At 44.4% G+C, this 17,795-nt stretch carries 14 protein-coding genes; 8 read left to right on the top strand and 6 right to left on the bottom strand.

What is annotated here, in order from left to right; translation table 11 throughout:
- Positions 1–120: 120 nt before the first annotated feature.
- Both cysT and cysW read left to right on the top strand, forming a co-directional pair.
- On the top strand, positions 121–978 hold the full coding sequence (gene cysT / locus ACT7WV_RS16835; RefSeq protein ID WP_445103981.1) for a sulfate ABC transporter permease subunit CysT: 858 nt from the start codon (positions 121–123) through the stop codon (positions 976–978).
- Positions 968–1,846: a sulfate ABC transporter permease subunit CysW gene (gene cysW, locus ACT7WV_RS16830; RefSeq protein WP_445103980.1), complete on the top strand. Its 879-nt coding sequence runs from the start codon at positions 968–970 to the stop codon at positions 1,844–1,846. The genes cysT and cysW overlap by 11 nt, the downstream gene beginning before the upstream one ends.
- A gap of 230 nt (positions 1,847–2,076) precedes the next feature.
- Here cysW and ACT7WV_RS16825 read toward each other — a convergent pair whose 3' ends face one another.
- Together ACT7WV_RS16825 and ACT7WV_RS16820 are read right to left on the bottom strand one after the other, a co-directional pair.
- Positions 2,077–2,724 (bottom strand): response regulator transcription factor, encoded by a 648-nt coding sequence (locus ACT7WV_RS16825; protein ID WP_445103979.1) that lies wholly within the window; start codon positions 2,722–2,724, stop codon positions 2,077–2,079.
- A gap of 443 nt (positions 2,725–3,167) precedes the next feature.
- Positions 3,168–3,734, bottom strand: a complete 567-nt coding sequence (locus tag ACT7WV_RS16820) for a (2Fe-2S) ferredoxin domain-containing protein (protein WP_463424180.1) — start codon at positions 3,732–3,734, stop codon at positions 3,168–3,170.
- 471 nt (positions 3,735–4,205) lie between these two features.
- Here ACT7WV_RS16820 and groES point away from each other — a divergent pair, with 471 nt between their 5' ends.
- Positions 4,206–4,517 carry a co-chaperone GroES gene (gene groES, locus ACT7WV_RS16815; protein WP_445103977.1) on the top strand — a complete coding sequence of 104 codons (312 nt, stop codon included), beginning with the start codon at positions 4,206–4,208 and terminating at the stop codon, positions 4,515–4,517.
- 162 nt (positions 4,518–4,679) lie between these two features.
- Positions 4,680–6,317, top strand: a complete 1,638-nt coding sequence (groL, locus tag ACT7WV_RS16810; protein ID WP_445103976.1) for a chaperonin GroEL — start codon at positions 4,680–4,682, stop codon at positions 6,315–6,317.
- A 165-nt stretch (positions 6,318–6,482) separates the two neighbouring features.
- Here the strand turns inward: groL and ACT7WV_RS16805 are convergent, their stop codons facing one another.
- Entirely contained in the window at positions 6,483–7,196 is a 714-nt protein-coding gene (locus tag ACT7WV_RS16805; RefSeq protein ID WP_463424266.1) for a rubrerythrin family protein, read from the bottom strand.
- Positions 7,197–7,756: 560 nt separating this feature from the next.
- On the opposite strand from ACT7WV_RS16805, the gene ACT7WV_RS16800 reads away from it, so the two are divergent.
- A complete protein-coding gene (locus ACT7WV_RS16800) occupies positions 7,757–9,757 on the top strand; it encodes a cellulase family glycosylhydrolase (protein WP_445103974.1) in 2,001 nt (666 codons plus the stop codon).
- A gap of 304 nt (positions 9,758–10,061) precedes the next feature.
- Here ACT7WV_RS16800 and ACT7WV_RS16795 read toward each other — a convergent pair whose 3' ends face one another.
- The 3 genes from ACT7WV_RS16795 to lepA all read right to left on the bottom strand — a co-directional run bounded on the left by ACT7WV_RS16795 (position 10,062) and on the right by lepA (position 14,712).
- Positions 10,062–11,453, bottom strand: coding sequence for a UDP-glucose dehydrogenase family protein (locus tag ACT7WV_RS16795; protein WP_445103973.1), 1,392 nt, complete (start codon positions 11,451–11,453; stop codon positions 10,062–10,064).
- A 99-nt stretch (positions 11,454–11,552) separates the two neighbouring features.
- Positions 11,553–12,509: a UDP-glucuronic acid decarboxylase family protein gene (locus tag ACT7WV_RS16790; protein ID WP_445103972.1), complete on the bottom strand. Its 957-nt coding sequence runs from the start codon at positions 12,507–12,509 to the stop codon at positions 11,553–11,555.
- Positions 12,510–12,900: 391 nt separating this feature from the next.
- Complete coding sequence (gene lepA, locus ACT7WV_RS16785) at positions 12,901–14,712, bottom strand: translation elongation factor 4 (RefSeq protein ID WP_445103971.1); 1,812 nt, start codon at positions 14,710–14,712, stop codon at positions 12,901–12,903.
- Between the two features lie 229 nt (positions 14,713–14,941).
- Here lepA and ACT7WV_RS16780 point away from each other — a divergent pair, with 229 nt between their 5' ends.
- The 3 genes from ACT7WV_RS16780 (at position 14,942) to ACT7WV_RS16770 (ending at position 17,638) form a co-directional block, all read left to right on the top strand.
- Entirely contained in the window at positions 14,942–15,172 is a 231-nt protein-coding gene (locus tag ACT7WV_RS16780) for a hypothetical protein (RefSeq protein ID WP_445103970.1), read from the top strand.
- Positions 15,173–15,304: 132 nt separating this feature from the next.
- A complete protein-coding gene (locus ACT7WV_RS16775) occupies positions 15,305–17,107 on the top strand; it encodes an ATP-binding protein (protein WP_463424179.1) in 1,803 nt (600 codons plus the stop codon).
- Between the two features lie 288 nt (positions 17,108–17,395).
- Positions 17,396–17,638 carry a NifU family protein gene (locus ACT7WV_RS16770; RefSeq protein ID WP_445103968.1) on the top strand — a complete coding sequence of 81 codons (243 nt, stop codon included), beginning with the start codon at positions 17,396–17,398 and terminating at the stop codon, positions 17,636–17,638.
- Positions 17,639–17,795 lie beyond the last annotated feature (157 nt).

Genomic DNA, 17,795 nt, shown 5'->3' with positions numbered 1-17,795 from the left:
AAATTTGTTATGGCCAAGGTGGGAAGTCTAGATTTGGCTAAACAAAAAACTAGGTGATAGCAACAATTACCTCTAGAAATAACTCCCCAGATTGCCACTAACTATTGATGTCTCTGTTTTATGGCTATATCTTCTTCTCGTCAGCCAGATCGTAGTTGGCAGAGTTCCTTTCTGCAAATAACCAAGCTCTCTTGGCCTTGGCGAATCACGTTAGGATATCTCACTATAATGCTGCTACTGCCCGTATCAGCGTTACTTTTAAAAGCTAGCACTGTAACACCCAGCGAATTTTGGAGAATTGCCACCGAACCTGTTGCTTTTGCTACCTACAATGTCACTTTTGTTACGGCCCTAATCGCGGCCTTAATTAATGCAGTTTTTGGTGTTTTAATTGCCTGGGTGTTAGTTCGCTACGATTTCCCTCTCAAGCGACTCATTGATGCTGCCATTGATTTACCCTTTGCCCTACCAACTGCTGTTGCTGGTTTGACCCTAGCAACTGTCTACAGCGATAACGGCTCGATTGGTTCTTTACTAGCTCCTTTAGGAATTAAGATTGCTTTTACTCGGCTTGGGGTAGGCTTGGCGATGCTGTTTATTTCCTTGCCTTTCGTCGTGCGCACATTACAACCCGTCTTGCAAGAAATGGAGCAGGAAATAGAAGAAGCGGCTTGGTGCTTGGGAGCTTCTCAATTGCAGACATTTTGGCAGGTGATTCTACCTCCTCTTGTCCCAGCAATTTTGACGGGTGTAGCTTTAGGGTTTTCTCGTGCGGTTGGTGAATACGGTTCAATTGTCATTATCGCTGCCAATATTCCCTTTCAAGACTTGATTTCATCAGTGCTGATTTTCCAGCGACTGGAGCAGTATGACTATGCAGGAGCAACGGTGATTGGCACAGTATTGTTGGCAATATCTCTGTTAGTTCTGTTATTAATTAACCTCTTACAAAACTGGGGACGACGTTATGAACTCTAATTCAGAACAGTTTTTTCCTCCTACAAATCCGGCTTCTCCCTCGTTTTCTCCTCAACAAAAGCGAGGTTGGGTAAAGCCAGTTTTAATTGGCGTGGCGATCGCTTATTTGGCACTAATTTTGTACATTCCTGCTTTCAACGTCTTTGCGCAGGCTTTCAAGGGGGGAGTCGGTGCCTTCTTTAGCAACTTGACAGAACCAGAGTTTATCCATGCGGTCAAACTGAGCATGATCATTGCTCTAATTGTCGTACCGATGAATACAGTCTTTGGACTCTGTGCAGCTTGGGCGATTACTCGACATCATTTTCCAGGCAGAGTCTTTATTATGAGCCTTTTAGATGTACCCTTTGCTGTATCACCAGTCGTCGCAGGTCTGATGCTGGTACTGCTTTACGGACGTAATGGTTGGTTCGGGCCGATACTCGAAGCAGTAGACATCAACGTTATTTTTGCTCTCCCCGCCATGGTACTGGCAAGTGCCTTTGTCAGTATGCCCTTTGTTGCTCGCGAAGTCATCCCCGTTTTAGAAGAAGCAGGTACAGAGCAAGAAGAAGCAGCTAAAACCCTGGGAGCTAAAGATTGGCAAATTTTTTGGCGGGTTACTCTTCCTAATATTCGTTGGGGTTTGCTCTACGGGGTACTCTTAACCAACGCTAGGGTAATGGGCGAGTTTGGTGCTGTATCAGTTGTTTCTGGCAACATTGCCCGCAAAACTCAAACTTTACCGCTTTTTGTTGAAGAGGCTTATAAGCAGTATCAAACAGCAGCTGCTTTCTCCGCTGCTGTTTTACTAGCAGGCTTAGCTTTAATTACTCTAGTCCTCAAAGAAATCCTTGAGCGTAAAACCAGGATTAAGGATGTTGAATAGGAGGCAACTATGACAAAATCTCTGCCGCTTTGTTAGGGGCGAGTGCTAGAGATGATGGCTGGTTCGACTTAGAACTATGAGGAAAAAGCGACCAGATTCAGAGTGCCTTAACCTATCTTGACGAGATGGATTGAGAAATCTGGGGTGAATCAAACTCAGAAGAGGATGGCTGGTAAATAGAGACGAGAATTTTGGCTCAGTCCTCTAAAAATCTAACTTCGTTCAGTCAGTTAGGCCATACTACTCTCAATCGCCCAACGGGCTAACTCGGTGCGGTTATGCAGACCAGTTTTACCTAGCATATTGGAAACGTGACTCTCAATTGTCCGCTGGCTCACATTTAGCTGTTCGGCAATTTCCCGATTAGCCATGCCTCGTGCTACAAACTGAACAACTTTTTGCTCAGTTGGAGTTAATTCAACATCAAAAGGAACCTGAATTTTAGGTTTTGCTTCGGCTTCTGTACCTGAGTGATGAATTAAACGGTTAGCCTGCTTAAGAGAAGATTCCACCTGTGCTACTAATTCTTCCGGCTCAAAGGGCTTCACCATGTAAACATCAGCCCCCTTGGTGAGACCTTTGACACGGTCTTGGCTTTGACCTTTTGCTGAAAGAAAAAGTACTGGAATCCAACTGGTTCGAGGGTCGAGCCTAACTTGCTCGACAAAAGTATACCCATCCATTTCCGGCATCATTACATCACAAATGATCATGTCGGGCATTTCCTCTGCTAAAACAGAGAGTGCTTTTCTACCGTTTTCAGCCGTGACTACCTCATACCCCCGAAACTCCAAGTAGTCTTTGACTAGTAAGATCAGGTTAGGATCGTCATCAATCAGCAGCAATTGCTTGCTATCTTTAACAGCGTTTTCTTTCATAAATGTGAAACTCGTCATGCCTAGCTGGCTGAAATTGGTTAATAATTTCCCCTGTATCATCCGCAAGACTATCTCAACATGTCAACCTGCTACTAATTAACTGTTTGAAGTATAAAAATACCCTAAGAGTTTCTAGGATAAATAAATTCAAACTACTGTCTTTTCAGGTTACTCTGTACGGAAGTGATAAGTCCTGCCCTGAATGTCTATATTCTGATGTCTCTCTTGATTCTATTGACTCCTTAAATCTGCAAGTTGTCTCAGAATATATTAAGCAAGTCCCAGGATACTGATTAATATCTTACAGTGGTTGAGCAATAAAGCCTATCTTTGCAACCTATTGTCTGAACACAACTAATGATGGCAAACTCCAACACGGTCAGCTTCAGTTTTTTGCGGGTTAATCAGGCAGTATCTAACAAGTGAGTGTAATCTACTAGTTTTTAAACCGTTGCTTTGCTAGAGTTGTCTTCAGCTTGTTTTTTTTGTTGAACACCTAGGGGAGACGATGGAATATCTTCTGGCAAAGGATGGACAGCTATAGCATATTCTTCTACAATTTTCTTGCCAATGAGATGTTCTTGAATAATCCTTTCAATTACTTCTGGTGTCGCCTTGCAGTACCAAACGCCATCTGGATAGATTATCATAATTGGACCGGCAGAGCAGACTTGCAAGCAGTTAGCTTTGGTACGGAAAATTCGACCAATTTGAGTGTCTATTGTTGTGTCTAATTTTAGCTCTTCAAGACGTTTTTTTAGGTAGTTCCAAGCTTCTAGACTGATTTTCTTTGGGCAGCATTTAGGTTTAGTCTGATCAGCACATAAAAAAATATGTTGCTGAATTTGACTGATTTCTAAGTTTTGCACATTGGTTTTCGCTTTTGACGCTGTTTGCTGAGCAGGTGACTGTTTAAGCAAACAACCTGGCTTAGGTGTAGTTTTCTCAGTATTTAAAGTTTCAGAATCAGATGATTCAACCAAGTTTTTCTCTATTTGGTTTGCCTGCATTGCTGCCGATTATTTAAATTGAAATAATGAATCAAAGATGCTTAACTGTCTCAATTGAGACTAGACTTACTTGGTATTTTACTCCTTCATCTAACAGACTCAAGATAGAAGTGAACAACTAGGCAATTAACTGAGTGTTTTTACTTAGGACATCAGCTAAGCTCACAAGGCTTAATCCTCGTGCCGAAAAAAGAAGAGAAGCAAACAGGTGTGTTCCTTCTTTTTCCCTTAATTGTGGAGATTAATTACAAAGTTAACTTATTTGACTATGGCTTAAGGTTTTTTTTGAAAACAAAAATTAATCTCAAACCCTTGACCAACAATGGTTGTAGCTTTTGCGAACTATTGAGTTCGGGAACCCGTACAGAAGAATTTGTTGCGCTCACCTACTGAGTATGGGTAAATTAGCACTCAGGAGCTGAGAGTGCTAATTCAGCCCACTACCACCAAAAGTAGACAGGAGAAATTTATATGGCAGCCGTAACTCTGAGTGTTTCTACTGTTAAACCTTTAGGTGACCGCGTATTTGTCAAGGTGAGCGCCGCTGAAGAACAAACTGCTGGTGGTATCCTCCTACCTGACAACGCTAAAGAAAAGCCTCAGGTTGGAGAAATTGTCAGCGTTGGTCCTGGAAAGCGTAACGACGATGGCTCTCGTTCTGAACCAGAAGTCAAAGTTGGTGACAAAGTTCTCTATTCCAAGTACGCCGGTACCGACATCAAACTAGGCGGTGATGAGTTCATCCTGCTCTCGGAAAAGGACATCCTTGCAGTCGTTGGCTAACAAGTTGCAAGAGGTGAGCAAGTGACAGTTTTAACCTTCAACTTTCAACTCCATTAAAGCCGATGCGCGTTGCGCCCTAGGCACACTAACACTAAAGGTGCAACGCTTGCTAGAAAAACAACCTTCAATTCTTAAAACTTTTACTGATTAGACTCAAAATCTATGGCTAAGCGCATCATTTACAACGAAAATGCTCGTCGGGCTTTGGAAAAAGGAATGGATATCCTAGCCGAAGCTGTAGCTGTTACCCTAGGCCCAAAGGGTCGCAACGTAGTTCTCGAGAAGAAGTTCGGGGCACCTCAAATCGTCAATGACGGTGTTACTATTGCCAAAGAGATTGAACTCGAAGATCACGTCGAGAACACAGGAGTCGCTCTGATTCGGCAAGCTGCTTCCAAAACCAACGACGCAGCAGGTGATGGTACTACGACAGCAACTGTGCTGGCTCATGCCATGGTTAAAGAAGGCTTACGCAACGTTGCCGCTGGTGCTAATGCGATCGCTCTCAAGCGAGGCATTGACAAAGCGATTACCTTCTTGGTAGAAAGAATCGCTGAACACGCCCGTCAGATAGAAGATTCTAAAGCAATTGCCCAAGTCGGTGCTATCTCCGCAGGCAACGACGATGAAGTCGGTCAAATGATTGCCCAAGCCATGGATAAAGTGGGCAAGGAAGGAGTCATTTCCCTAGAAGAAGGGAAGTCGATGACTACCGAACTGGAAATCACCGAAGGGATGCGTTTTGACAAAGGCTACATCTCTCCCTACTTCGCCACCGATACAGAGAGAATGGAAGCGGTTCTAGACGAACCCTACATCCTGATGACCGACAAAAAAATCACCTTGGTTCAAGACTTGGTGCCCGTACTGGAGCAAGTCGCTCGTGCTGGCAAACCCTTGGTGATTGTTGCCGAAGATATCGAGAAAGAAGCTTTGGCAACTCTAGTGGTCAACCGACTCCGGGGTGTACTGAATGTGGCTGCCATTAAGGCTCCTGGCTTTGGCGATCGTCGTAAAGCGATGCTCGAAGATATTGCCGTTCTTACTGGCGGTCAACTGATCACTGAAGACGCTGGCTTGAAGCTGGAGAACACCAAGCTAGAAATGCTCGGCCAAGCTCGTCGCATCACAATCACCAAAGACAACACCACTATCGTTGCTGAAGGTAACGAAGCTGCTGTTAAGAGCCGTTGCGAGCTACTGCGCCGTCAAGTCGAAGAAACTGAGTCTTCCTACGACAAGGAAAAACTCCAAGAGCGTCTGGCGAAGCTTGCCGGTGGCGTAGCCGTGATTAAGGTCGGTGCTGCCACTGAAACCGAAATGAAAGACCGTAAGCTGCGTCTAGAAGATGCCATCAACGCTACTAAGGCAGCTGTTGAAGAGGGCATTGTTCCTGGCGGTGGCACTACTTTAGCTCACCTATCTCCTGAGCTAGAGAAATGGGCTAACGACAACCTTACGGGTGAAGGACTCACTGGTGCTCTGATTGTTGCTCGCGCCTTGGCTGCACCTCTGAAGAGGATTGCTGAAAACGCTGGTCAAAATGGCGCTGTTATTGCTGAGCGGGTCAAAGAGAAGGAATTCAACGTTGGTTTCAACGCGGCGAATAATGAATTCGTTGATATGTTCGATGCCGGTATTGTTGACCCTGCTAAGGTAACTCGTTCTGCTCTGCAAAACGCGGCTTCTATTGCCGGTATGGTACTGACCACTGAGTGCATTGTGGTTGACAAACCCGAGCCGAAGGAAGGCGCTGGTGCTGGTGCTGGTGGTGGTATGGGCGGCGACTTCGATTACTAATCGCTCATCAGTAGAGGCAATTGAGCAATTGCCTCTGCTACTAATAATTTATCTTGGTAGAATCAAGAACTTGCTAAGCCGCCTCTTTTGTTTACAGGGGCGGCTTTTTTCAATTACTAAGGATGACCTATACTAAGGATGACCTAAGACTTAGTTGCGATTTTCTTAGGCGGCAACCTTTTCTTCAAACAGCATAAAAGTCTTTTTGCTGGCACCGCAGATCGGGCATTGCCAATCCTCTGGAATCTCTTCAAAAGGTGTACCGGGAGCAATGCCGGAATCAGGGTCACCAGCCACTGGATCATAAATCATGCTGCACTGCCTACAGATCCATTTGCGGGTTGCAGGGTCGCTACCAGTGACCCTGGGTGCAGGTTCCTCTCCCTTGATGGTCTGGAGAGCTTCGGTGTAGCGATCGGCATGGAAATGCTCTACATTGACCAGTAAACCAAAGCGATGGGCAGCTTCGCGAAATATTGAGGCGTGTTCAGCCGACTCTTCAGCTTGAGACTGAAATTCTGCTGCTGCTACCTCGTCCCGGTCGTGCCTTGCCGCAGTGGCAAAATCTGGGTACATGGTTGTGTATTCGTAGGTTTCGCCTTCAATAGCTAGGGCTAAACAGCGAGATACTATGTCTTTCTTTTCTGCGTCGGTTAATGCCCCTGGATCTTTGACAACAAGCTCAGGATGCAGTAGTGAGAAGTGGGCGAATGCATGTTCTGTTTCCTGATTCGCCGTTTCTTTGAAAAGTTTAGACAAATCTGAATAGCCTAGCCGACGAGCTACCTCAGCGAAAAATAGATACTTCCGATTTGCCATGGATTCACCTGCGAAGGCAGAGTCCAAATTTCTTAAAGTATCGGGGTTTGACAAATTCATTGAATCGGATGCAGGTTCACTCATCGTGTCTCCTTGATAATCTCTCTAAATCATAGAGTTTTTATCGGTATATATTTGTAGGATTTATGGCGATTTTCCTGCTGGGAAAGTACAACTATTTTAGTCATGGGTCAATCAAGGTTGTAGGTTGTAAGTTGTAGGTTTTAGAAAAACCTACAACTTACAACCTCGCATCTAAGACTAGTGCAACGGCATCTCACTGACTGGAAATTTTTTGTAAGCCCCGATGGTAGGCTTGGGTCTTAGTTAAGTATATAAGTATAGGTGCTTCTGGGGTCGGCGAAGATTGTGATTTTTAGGATAGGCTTGTAGCAGAGCTCCCAGAAAGCTGGGGTGCAATCTTTACGGCAGCTTTTCCCATAAAACTTAAGAGGAATTGGGCTAGCTTATTGTTTTCCCATTATTAGCTTAATATCACTTCTTACTGTCAACGGTTCCCTTAACTGGGAACTTTGGTAGCTAGGTGTTGTCAGTTGAGCAAGGGTGACAAATACCAAATACTCAGAGAATTTAGCAAGTCATGGGCTGAGTAAACGGTCATGAACAAGTTAATCGCTTCAGTTGTCACCAATATGTACAAACTTTTCCATCACCTCTTCTCAGAACTAACTCACACTAGATTAATAACTATGCTGAAGTTTATCGCTCGTTGGGGAAAATTCCCACTACACCACAGCGATCGCTATCGGGCTACAACAGTAAAGGAGCAAGAGCAACGCTCTGCGAAATCAAGCCCTAATCAAGCTAGTCATCAATACTCTTCTAGGTGGAAAAAGAGCAAGTTTAGACCCTTTTCAAGAATAATCTGTTTTGGACTAGCCTTGGCGTTTTCTTCTCTGATGGGAATTGTTTTGTCTTCTCAAAATCCTGTAGGTGCAGCCAAATCTCCAGTAACTATCCAATTACCGCTTTCCACCCAAGGCTCGAAAATCGTTGATGCTCAAGGTCAAACTGTATTACTCAGAGGAGTGAACTGGTTTGGTCTAGAAACAGACAAACATGTCCCCCATGGCTTGTGGAAAAGAGATTACAAAGACATGTTGGCTCAAATTAAGAGTTTGGGATACAACCTGATTCGACTACCTTACTCAGTGCAATCTTTAAGATCCTCAGAGGTGAGCGGTATTGACTTTAGTATCGGTTCTAATCAAGAACTTTACGATAAATCGCCCTTGGCAGTCCTGGATGCGATTATTCAGGAAGCAGAGCAGCAAGGATTGCTAATTCTGCTAGATTCTCACCGACTTAACAATCAGAATATGTCTGAATTGTGGTACGGCGATGGTTTTAGTGAGGCTGATTGGCTCGAAACTTGGGAGATGTTGGCAAAGCGTTACAAAAATCAAGCCAACGTTATTGGGGCAGACCTTAAAAACGAGCCTCATGGTCGAGCTAGCTGGGGTACAGGTAACTTAAGCACGGACTGGCGACTGGCAGCGGAGCGAGCTGGTAATGCTATTCTCGCGATTAACCCCAATTGGTTGATTGTCGTAGAAGGTGTCGAGAATCATGTTCCTAGTCAGAAGCTATCTACTCATTGGCAAGGAGGTAATTTGGAGGGGGTCAAGCGCTACCCCGTACGTTTATCGACACCCCATAAGTTGGTATATTCCCCCCATGAGTATGGTCCTGGAGTATTTAATCACCCTTGGTTTAATGAAGCTAGTTTTCCCGAAAACCTACGCCGTCGCTGGGAAATCGCCTGGAATTATATTGCAGAGGAAGAAATTGCACCTGTCTTGATTGGAGAGTTTGGGGGTAAGCAAGCAGATTCAAACTCCAAGGAAGGAATTTGGAAACGTCAATTAGTCGGTTATATCGCTCAAAATAATCTTAGTTTTGCTTACTGGAGCTGGAATCCCAATAGTGATGATACGGGCGGTATCTTGCAAGACGATTGGCTAAGTGTCGAGGCTCCTAAGCAAGAAATCCTTCAGGTACTACTCCAGCCCATCAGTTTTTCCCGTAACTTGGCAACTACTTCTACTATCGATGAAACGGCAGTTCCCAAACCGAGTTCTCGTCCTATAGTAGTTAATCCCACTAGCAAGCCACAACAGAGTTCTCGTCCTGTAGTAGTTAATCCCGCTAGCAAGCCACAACAGAGTTCTCGTCCTGTAGTAGTTAATTCTACTAGCAAGCCACAACAGAGTTCTCGTCCTGTAGTAGTTAATTCCACTAGCAAGCCGCAACAGAGTTCTACTGTAGCCAGGGCAAGGGCAACACAATCTCAGCTAAAGGTGACATCTGACATGCATTCAGATTGGGATAGTGGATTTTGTGTAAGCATGCAGGTGAATAATCAGAGCAGTTCTAGCGTTAGCGACTGGCAATTAACATTCCAGATGAATCAAGCTGCTATTAATAATACTTGGAATGCTAATTTCCGACCCCAAGGTTCCCAGTATGTTGTCACTCCTATGGATTGGGGAAAAGTGATCGAGCCAGGGCAAAGTCGGGAGTTGGGATTCTGTGCCAACAAGCTGGGGTCTGATTACCAACCTCGTTCCGTGTCGGTAATTAGTGGTTATTTTGAATAGATTTTTTAGCAAAATACGCTAAAAAACCGCAGGTAAACTTGGATTAATCTCATGCTATCTGCGTTTACCAGCGGTTTTGTTGAGAGTTATCAAGGAAGTAGCTTCCGGCGAAGAAGCTAATACCAATTTCAAAAAATATTTGTAGTAACTCTCAATGAAATAGGTATTAAAACTCTTCCTTGATAAAATGTAAGACCGGTGGATACAATAAAGTAACTCAGCGGTCTTGACATTAGGGATTGGAAATACTACTAACTAGTTTATCGGTAACCTGTGGCGGTTATTTAGAGTTTTCTTTTTTGAGTTATCGACCAATGCCTATACATTGGAAACCAGCACGCTCTAAAATTTCGCGGTCTAGGAAATTGCGACCATCAATCATCACAGGATTGTTCATCAACCTCGCCATTTGAGAATAGTCTAGCTTCTTGAATTGTGCCCAGTCTGTGATCAGGACTAAAGCATCGCAGCCATCAGCAAGGCGTTCTGGATCGGTTTCTACAATTACGCCTGATAGACCATGACGCATACCAGTTTGGGAAATAATTGGGTCGTAGGCTTTGACTTTGGCTCCAAGTCGGTTGAGTTGCTCAATCATATCCAGTGCTGGAGCATCACGCAGATCATCTGTATCTGGCTTGAATGTCAGACCAAGTAATCCAACAGTTTTACCTTTGAGGATTTTCAGTTCTTGCTGAAGTTTTTCTACAGCAAGCAACCGTTGGCGTTTGTTGACGCTGACAGCTGATTTGAGCAATTGGGCTTCGTAACCATAGTCATCAGCAGTGTGAATCAAAGCTGAGACATCTTTGGGGAAGCAAGAACCACCCCAGCCAATTCCCGCCTGCAAAAACTTGTTGCCAATTCGGGAATCTAGGCCAATGCCTTTGGCTACTTGAGTAACATCAGCACCAACGCGATCGCAAATATTGGCAACTTCGTTAATGAAGCTGATTTTGGTTGCCAAAAAAGCATTTGCTGCATATTTAATCATCTCAGCAGAACTGAGATCCGTCACCACCACTGGCACTGGGGGCAGTGATTCGTCTGCGGCATGCTGACGCTCAACTAGGGGAGAATAGAGTTCCTGCATCATCGTGATTGCCTTGGAACTGTTACTACCGAGTACAATCCGGTCTGGATTAAAGGTATCGTAAACTGCTGAACCTTCTCGTAGAAACTCCGGATTACTAACTACATCAAAATCAGTAGTAATTTCTTCTGACGGTTCTTCGGGGATGACGCCGCCAGCACCTACTAAAGATTTTTGGCGCTCAGCAACGCCCTCTAGGACAATCATCCGTACCCAGTCACCAGAACCAATGGGTACTGTCGATTTATTGACAATTACTTTGTAACCGCCATTGAGATGGTTGCCAATGCCACGGGCAACAGCTTCGACGTAGCGGGTGTCGCTTTCACCAGTAGGCAAAGAAGGTGTTCCTACCGCAATAAACAAAATTTCCCCATGAGCTACACCTGCAGCTAAATCTGAGGTAAACTCAAGACGCCCTGCTTTGGTGCAAGAGTGCATCAGTTCCGAGAGTCCTGGCTCATAAATAGGCGTCTGCCCAGATTTCATTAACTTGACTTTCTCTTCGTTGTTATCTATGCAGATGACGTGGTGTCCGATATGAGACAGACACACACCAGTAACTAGACCAACATATCCAGTACCAATTACACAAACACGCATAGGGTTAGTCCTCGCTAGATAAGATTTTATGGTTCAGCAGAATCTTGCTTATTGAGCATCTTGTTTTGGGCACCCTGAATTGAGCTTGACTGCTTTTTCTTAAATCGAGGCTAGATGCTGTGCCTCCGGAGAGGATATACGGTTACGAAAATCCTCTATTGTGAGTTTTAGCCCCTCTTGTAAGGGCAACGTTGGTTGCCAATTCAGCAAGGCGTTGGCTTTTGTAATATCTGGTCGGCGACGTTTTGGGTCGTCTTGAGGTAGAGTTTTAAAGATAATCTCAGCATCAGGATTGACCATGTTCTGAATAGTTTGAGCCAATTGAAGGATGGTGTACTCGTCAGGATTACCTAAATTAATTGGCCCAGTATGTTGACTATTCATCAGTCGGATCAGACCTTCTACCAAGTCAGAAACGTAGCAAAAACTCCTAGTTTGCGAACCATCTCCATACACCGTTAGAGGTTGACCTTTTAGGCTCTGTACTACAAAATTACTGACAACTCTACCATCATTTTCCAGCATTCTTGAGCCGTAAGTGTTAAAAATTCGTGCGACGCGAATTTCTACACCGTTCTGTCGGTGGTAATCAAATGCAAGAGTTTCTGCTACCCTTTTACCCTCGTCATAACAACTACGAGGACCAATGGTATTAACATTTCCCCTATAATCCTCTGACTGGGGATGTACATCAGGATCCCCGTAAATTTCAGATGTAGATGCTAATAATAATCTTGCTTTTACCCGTTTAGCCAACCCCAACATATAGAGAGTTCCCAAGACATTAGTTTTAATTGTCTTGACGGGATTGTACTGATAATGAACTGGTGAAGCCGGACAAGCGAGGTGATATATTTGATCTACCTCTAGCCTAATTGGCTCCGTAATATCATGGCGGATCAATTCAAAGTAAGGGTGATCTAGCCATTTGAGGATGTTCCGTTTATGGCCTGTATAAAAGTTATCTAAGCAGATAACTTCATGACTGTCTGCCATCAACCGATCAATCAGGTGAGAACCAATAAAACCAGCGCCACCTGTAACCAGAATTCTCATGTATAACTTACCTCTTTGTAGTTGAGGTCTAAATATTATCTTTTCTAAACTAACCTCAGAAAATAGCTCTGTCTATAGCTACAGCTAATCTGTTCTCTTAAATTACGCCACATTTTCAACAGTACACAGCTTTCTTTTTTCTCTTTTGCAGAGAAAATTAATAGTATGCTAGCTGAGTTTCTGGGAAGGCGCTACTAATCAAAATAAGGGAGAGAAACTGAGTCTAGCTATACCTAAAGATAAGCTTTTCCGGTTTATATCAAACTCATGAAAATCAATATCCTCTGCATTGTTAATGACGATAGAAGCCAGAATGACCCTAGTTAAACGTGCCTTGAAGATTGTCTGAGTAAAAATAGCACATTTCACTCATTAGGTATTTTTTAATTGATTATCCTTGTTCAAGACGCAGCGCTGCCATAAATGCTTCTTGGGGTACATCTACAGTGCCAACTGCCTTCATCCGTTTTTTGCCCTTAGCCTGTTTCTGAAGTAGTTTTTTCTTGCGAGAAATGTCACCTCCATAACATTTTGCTAACACATCTTTTCGGAGAGCAGGAATCTGTTCGCTGGCAATTACTCGACTACCAATAGAGGCTTGAATGGGAATTTTAAATTGATGCCGGGGAATAAGTTCTTTAAGTTTTTCTACCAAGGCTCGACCAACGTTGTAAGCTTTATCTCGGTGAACAATCATCGCCAGAGAATCAACAGGATCGCCGTTAATCAGAACATCTAGCTTGACAAGGTGATTGTCTCGGTAGCCAATGACATGGTACTCCATGCTGGCATAGCCACGCGATCGCGACTTCATCTGATCAAAAAAGTCTGTCACCACTTCGGCTAGAGGCAATTCATAAACCAAGGTTGTCCGCCCTTGAGTAAGATACTTCATGTCCTTAAATTCACCGCGTCGAGCTTGACATAATTCCATCAGAGTACCGACATAGGTTTCTGGAGTAATCAGTTCCACTTTTACATAAGGTTCTGCGATTTTTTCCCTTTCCTGTGCCGCAGGTAGATTACTAGGATTATCGACCTCAAAAACTTCCCCGTCGTTAGTAGTCACCTGGTAGACTACCGAGGGTGCTGTTGTGATTAAGTCCAGATTGTATTCCCTTTCGAGTCGCTCCTGAACAATTTCCATATGCAGCAAGCCCAAAAAGCCACAACGAAAGCCAAATCCCATCGCGCTAGAGCTTTCTGGCTCGTAGCTGAGTGCAGCATCACTAAGTTTGAGCTTATTCAAAGCCTCTCGCAAATCTTCATATTGGTCGGCATCCGTGGGGAACAAACCACAAAATACCATGGGCTTGGCTTCGGCATAACCAGGCAATGCTTCTTTAGCCGGTGCTGCGGCTGAGGTGATAGTATCGCCAACACGAGCATCCTCTACAGCCTTAATTGCTGCTGCAAAATACCCCACTTCCCCTGCATGTAGCTCATCTACTTGGACTTGCGTGGGGGAAAGAACACCAAGCTCATCAATTTCGTACTCTTTTCCTGAGATCATTAAGCGGACGCGATCGCCCTTTTTGACGGTGCCATCCATCACGCGAAAATAGACAATCACACCCCGGTAAGAATCATAGTAACTGTCAAAAATTAAGGCTCGCAGAGGCTGTTTTACGGTATCCTGGGGAGGGGGTACTAGATGGACAATTGATTCTAGGATCTCATCAATGCCGATGCCTTCCTTTGCCGATGCAAGGATTGCTCCGCTACAATCGAGACCAATGACTTCCTCAATTTCGGAAATCACTCGTTCTGGCTCTGCTCCCGGTAAGTCAATTTTATTGAGAACGGGAATAATTTCTAGATTGTGTTCCAGTGCTAAGTAAACATTAGCCAGAGTCTGTGCCTCTACACCTTGAGAAGCATCTACAACCAACAGTGCACCTTCACAGGCAACGAGCGATCTTGACACTTCGTAGGAGAAGTCTACGTGACCGGGAGTATCAATTAAGTTGAGAACATATTGTTCGCCGTCCTTAGCCTGATAGTTCATCCGAGCTGCTTGCAGCTTAATGGTAATGCCCCTTTCTCGTTCCAACTCCATGTTATCTAGAAACTGTTCTTTCATCTGGCGTTCACCTACAGTGCCAGTTGTCTGCAAGAGCCGATCTGCTAAGGTGGATTTTCCGTGGTCAATGTGGGCAATGATCGAAAAATTACGAATGCGAGAAACAGGAGCATCAGTCATAGCTAGTGATAATGATAATTAAGGAACCGAGCTTAGAGTTGAGTAGCAATTAATGTATTTAGCACTTAATGTATTTTAATGTTTCTTTTAGGTAGTGCGATGGCACTCTCGGAAGACTATGACTGGAAAGCCTGACATGGGAGAGTAGCAGTCGGCTGCTAGAAGCGCCCCTTGGCTAGGCTCTTTGCTAATTATCGTAAGATCCATGTTAGGGAAAGGAATACTGCTTATGAATGATCAGGCTTTACATCGAGAAAGTTCGGCTGACAAGGAAGAAATTTCCATCCATCTAGATGCGGAACTCCTAGAACAAATTAAACACCTGACAAACGACCCAAGCAAGATAATTGAAACGGCAATTCGTCAATGGCTTAGAGGCGAACGTGACCGCGATGATGAACTTACTCGTACCTTAGAACGGAATCCACCCGTGCCGCCACGAGGTGAATGGAATGATTGAGCTAAAACAAGAAAAAGCCTCGGGGCCTAAGTAAGATACGTCTCTTGAGGCTTTGAGTCGTTACTAGGTTGTCTTGACACCGGAAACGCAACTACTCATCCTCTTGTTACTAAAGTTTCCAGGTTTCTGCTAATGAACGCTCCTGCTAACTTTCAAAATCTTCAATCTGGGTATAACAATATGGAATCTCCTACTGCACCAAGCAAGTTTAGCTTTTTGCAGGGGTTAGAGTCTGAACTTGCCTTTACTCAGGATGCATCTGGTCAGTACCTTTCTTTTTACTGGCAAGAAGCTGAGCGCTACGGTTTGGCAAATGAGCAAGTGGTGGGGCTTCCCCTGTGTGATACACTTTGTCCGATCGCCCTCGAAGCCTATCGGGAGCAAATCCAAAGGGTTCTAGAGCAAAGGACTCCGGAACGTTGTATTCATTTATTTTCTTACCAAGACTATTGTTTACCTTTTGAGCTGGTAATCAGCCCAATGTTGCAAACAGATGGCAAGGCAACAACTGTTTTGGTGATAGGTCGCCACCTAGCGGAAGCATCGGTACAGACAGTAATCGACTCTCTGGTGCCCTTAAGTTTAGACCCTAATCAAAAACTGCTTACCCAAATTTCCCGAAAAATTCGTCGCACTCTTGATCTGGAGACCATTTGGCAGCAAACTGCCAATAGCCTAGGGAAGGCACTCCAGGTTACTCGTTGTGTTGTCTGCTCCTATCGACCCGGCAGGCAAGCCCTTAAGGTAGAGGCAGAGTATTGCCAGAAGGGTTTCAAATCCATGCTCGGCAGGATTTTGGAATTAGAGTCTGAACCTTACCTGTCTCAAGTACTCTTTACCCATGAGCCGGTAGTAGTAGAGCAAATCACCAAAACTCAATTCAACGAACTCTCAGTACTAGCGGTTTCTACCTCTGATAAAGACGAACCTAACGGTTTGATTATCTTACAACAGTGCAATCGTCGCCGTCAGTGGAGTGATTCAGAAATCGAGCTAGTGCGAGAACTAGCTGAGCAAGTTGGTACAGCAGTCGCTCATGCCACCCTTTACAAAGAACTAGAAGTGGCACGTGAGCAAGCTGAGGCTGCTTCCCGACTAAAAAGTGAGTTTCTTGCTAATACCACCCATGAACTACGCACTCCCCTCAACGGGATTATTGGTAGCCTCAAGTTAGTTATCGATGGCATGGTGGATGATCCAGAGGAGCAGACTGAATTCATTAACACTGCCCATAATTCAGCTCTGCATTTACTCAATATTATTAATGACATTCTCGATATTGCCAAAATTGAAGCTGGTAAACTAGAGCTTGAGCTTAATCCGGTCAAACTAGATGACCTACTGGACGCTGTTTATAATTTCACCCACAATCAAGCACAGCAAAAGAACCTCAGCTTGAATATAGAGCGTACCGCAACCTATGACGAAGTGCTTCTCTATGGTAACTATCAGCGGCTGCTGCAGGTAATGCTAAATCTAGTTAGCAACGCCGTCAAATTTACCCACGAAGGCGGAGTAACTATTAGTGCCGAGGTTCTTAAGAAAAAGGTGCCCTTCCAGAATCAAGAACTACCTGGGATGGTTAGAGTGAGGGTGGCAGATACAGGGATTGGCGTTTCTCTTGACAAGCAAGACAAACTCTTTCAAACCTTTTCTCAAGTAGATGGTGAGCGGACTCGCCAGTACGGTGGTACTGGTTTAGGACTGACTATTTCCCAAAGATTGGTAGAAACCATGGGAGGCGTAGTCAATTTTTATAGTATGGGTGAATGGCTTGGTTCCACCGTCACCTTCACCGTGCCGCTCTACCAAGAACCTGTGATGAAAACTACTCAGCCAAATGATTCCCTGATAGATTTAAACGACACGAAAAAGCAGTACCCCGTTAAAGGTGCAGGTGAAAGTATCGCTAAAGTAGAGTCTGGCATCTCTTGAGCTTGGGATGAGTCACACTCGTCTTCATCGCCAACTGTGAGCCGCCGCTTCTGATTGTGCCAGACTCAGATTAATACTGGGCAACATGATAGAATTCACATCAGATAGCTGGCTGAAAAAGGCTAGCCCAATTCCAGCCTAGAGAGAGGAATCCTCTAGGTAATTAGGTGTTAGTTAAACAATCTGAGTCAGCCAAACTCAGGATTATTTAGAAGTAACTCTTCCTCTAACCGTAAGACGAAAATTTTCCTGAAATTGATCTTATCAGCAAATCACAAGAGGTGAACTATGTCCCAATCATTGGCATTAACTCCTGAAAACGTCGAGACAGTGTTGGATGACATGCGTCCTTACTTGATGGCGGACGGCGGTAACGTCGAACTAGTTGAGTTAGATGGTCCTGTAGTCAAACTTCGGCTTCAGGGAGCCTGTGGTTCTTGTCCGAGTTCAGCCATGACCCTAAGAATGGGTATTGAGCGGCGTTTGCGGGAAATGATACCTGAAATCGCTGAAGTCGAGCAAGTTATCTAGAGTTTTTGAGTTTTGAGCAGTGCAACACTGTGCCTTGAAAGACTACATCCGGCTGGGTGTAGTCTTAGGGTATTTTGTAATATGACCAAGCGGCGCTATTTTTAGACTTGGCACCATAGCGACTGTTCATTTTAGAAAAAGCTGATGGTAAGCAAGC

The sequence above is a fragment of the Symploca atlantica LB2515 genome (genome assembly GCF_052546295.1).
The sequence above is the reverse complement of the archived record's forward strand: the minus strand, read 5'-3'. Positions and strand labels throughout refer to the sequence as shown.

Coding starts and splice junctions, on each gene's coding strand:
- groES (WP_445103977.1), top strand. CDS start 4,206: ATGGCAGCCGTAACTCTGAGTGTTTCTACTGTTAAACCTTTAGGTGAC.
- ACT7WV_RS16775 (WP_463424179.1), top strand. CDS start 15,305: ATGAACGCTCCTGCTAACTTTCAAAATCTTCAATCTGGGTATAACAAT.
- ACT7WV_RS16805 (WP_463424266.1), bottom strand. CDS start 7,196: ATGAATTTGTCAAACCCCGATACTTTAAGAAATTTGGACTCTGCCTTC.
- groL (WP_445103976.1), top strand. CDS start 4,680: ATGGCTAAGCGCATCATTTACAACGAAAATGCTCGTCGGGCTTTGGAA.
- cysW (WP_445103980.1), top strand. CDS start 968: ATGAACTCTAATTCAGAACAGTTTTTTCCTCCTACAAATCCGGCTTCT.
- ACT7WV_RS16795 (WP_445103973.1), bottom strand. CDS start 11,453: ATGCGTGTTTGTGTAATTGGTACTGGATATGTTGGTCTAGTTACTGGT.
- ACT7WV_RS16800 (WP_445103974.1), top strand. CDS start 7,757: ATGAACAAGTTAATCGCTTCAGTTGTCACCAATATGTACAAACTTTTC.
- ACT7WV_RS16790 (WP_445103972.1), bottom strand. CDS start 12,509: ATGAGAATTCTGGTTACAGGTGGCGCTGGTTTTATTGGTTCTCACCTG.
- ACT7WV_RS16820 (WP_463424180.1), bottom strand. CDS start 3,734: ATGCAGGCAAACCAAATAGAGAAAAACTTGGTTGAATCATCTGATTCT.
- ACT7WV_RS16825 (WP_445103979.1), bottom strand. CDS start 2,724: ATGAAAGAAAACGCTGTTAAAGATAGCAAGCAATTGCTGCTGATTGAT.
- ACT7WV_RS16770 (WP_445103968.1), top strand. CDS start 17,396: ATGTCCCAATCATTGGCATTAACTCCTGAAAACGTCGAGACAGTGTTG.
- cysT (WP_445103981.1), top strand. CDS start 121: ATGGCTATATCTTCTTCTCGTCAGCCAGATCGTAGTTGGCAGAGTTCC.
- lepA (WP_445103971.1), bottom strand. CDS start 14,712: ATGACTGATGCTCCTGTTTCTCGCATTCGTAATTTTTCGATCATTGCC.
- ACT7WV_RS16780 (WP_445103970.1), top strand. CDS start 14,942: ATGAATGATCAGGCTTTACATCGAGAAAGTTCGGCTGACAAGGAAGAA.